This is a genomic window from Paraclostridium sp. MRS3W1 (assembly GCF_032465715.1).
GTDB lineage: Bacteria > Bacillota > Clostridia > Peptostreptococcales > Peptostreptococcaceae > Paraclostridium > Paraclostridium dentum.
In genome coordinates, this window is the sequence record NZ_JAWDJM010000143.1 from 1 (window position 1) to 1,325 (window position 1,325).

A 1,325-nucleotide genomic window follows, 5' to 3' on the forward strand; every position below is an offset into this window, starting at 1 on the left:
AAGTATGCATCTGCATACCCAGGAACTCCAAGTACTGAGATACTAGAAAATGTAGCTACATATAAAGATAGCATATTAGCAGAGTGGGCACCAAATGAAAAAGTAGCACTTGAAGCAAGTATAGGAGGTTCTATAGCAGGGGCTAGAACGCTAGCGTGTATGAAACATGTAGGTGTCAATGTAGCAGCAGACCCATTATTTACTTTTGCATATACAGGAGTAAATGGAGGATTGGTATTAGTTTCAGCTGATGAGCCAGGAATGCATTCATCTCAGAATGAACAAGACAATAGAAATTATGCTAAATTTGCGAAAATAGCTTTGTTTGAACCATCAACTAGCCAAGAAGCTAAAGATATGTTAAAAGAAGCTTATAGTGTAAGTGAAGAATTTGATACTCCAGTTTTATATAGAGTTACAACTAGATTATGTCACTCAAAAGGTATAGTAAATTGCTCAGAAAGAGAAGAAGTAGGGGTAGCAGATTATGTAAAAGATGTACAAAAACGAGTTACTGTTCCAGCTCACTCTAGAAATCTTAGAGTAAAGGTTGAAGAAAGATTAAACAAGTTAAGAGCTTACTCAAATGCAACCGATTTAAACTACATAGAACTTAATAGTAAGGATATAGGCATAATAGCTAGTGGTGTATGCTATAACTATGCAAAAGAAGTGTTTAAAGATAATGTATCATATTTAAAATTAGGATTTACAAATCCATTACCAGATGTAAAAATAAAAAAATTTGCTAGCAAAGTTAAGAAAATATATGTAATAGAAGAAAATGATAGATTTATAGAAGACCAAGTAAAAGCTATGGGAATAGATGTAATAGGAAAAGATATATTCCCATACACAGGAGAAATGACTCCAGATGTAATAAGAAAGGTTATGTTAGGTGAAGAGAAAAAAACTATAGAATATAATGAAGATTTAGTAGTTGGAAGACCTCCAACATTATGTTCAGGATGTCCACATAGAGGATTTTTCTATGAAATAGGAAAGAGAAAAAATGTTATGGTTTCAGGCGATATTGGATGTTATTCACTAGGTTTTGCAAGTCCATACAATGCATTAGATTCAATAGTATGTATGGGAGCAAGTTTAAGTGTAGGCCATGGAGCACAACAAGTGTTTAATATGAAAGAAAATAATAACATGAGAGTAGTTGGAGTTTTAGGAGACTCTACATTCTTCCATACTGGAATAAACTCACTTATAGATATAGCATATAACCAAAGTAATGCAATATCTGTAATTTTAGATAATAGAATAACAGGTATGACAGGTCATCAACAAAATCCTGGAACAGGATATACATTACA

Annotated in this window: 1 protein-coding gene; it reads left to right on the plus strand. The window is 32.8% G+C overall.

Annotation, left to right across the window (positions count from 1 at the left end; translation table 11 throughout):
- Positions 1-1,325 (plus strand): thiamine pyrophosphate-dependent enzyme (locus tag RWY47_RS11415; protein WP_316030335.1); only part of this gene is annotated, 1,325 nt, incomplete at both ends.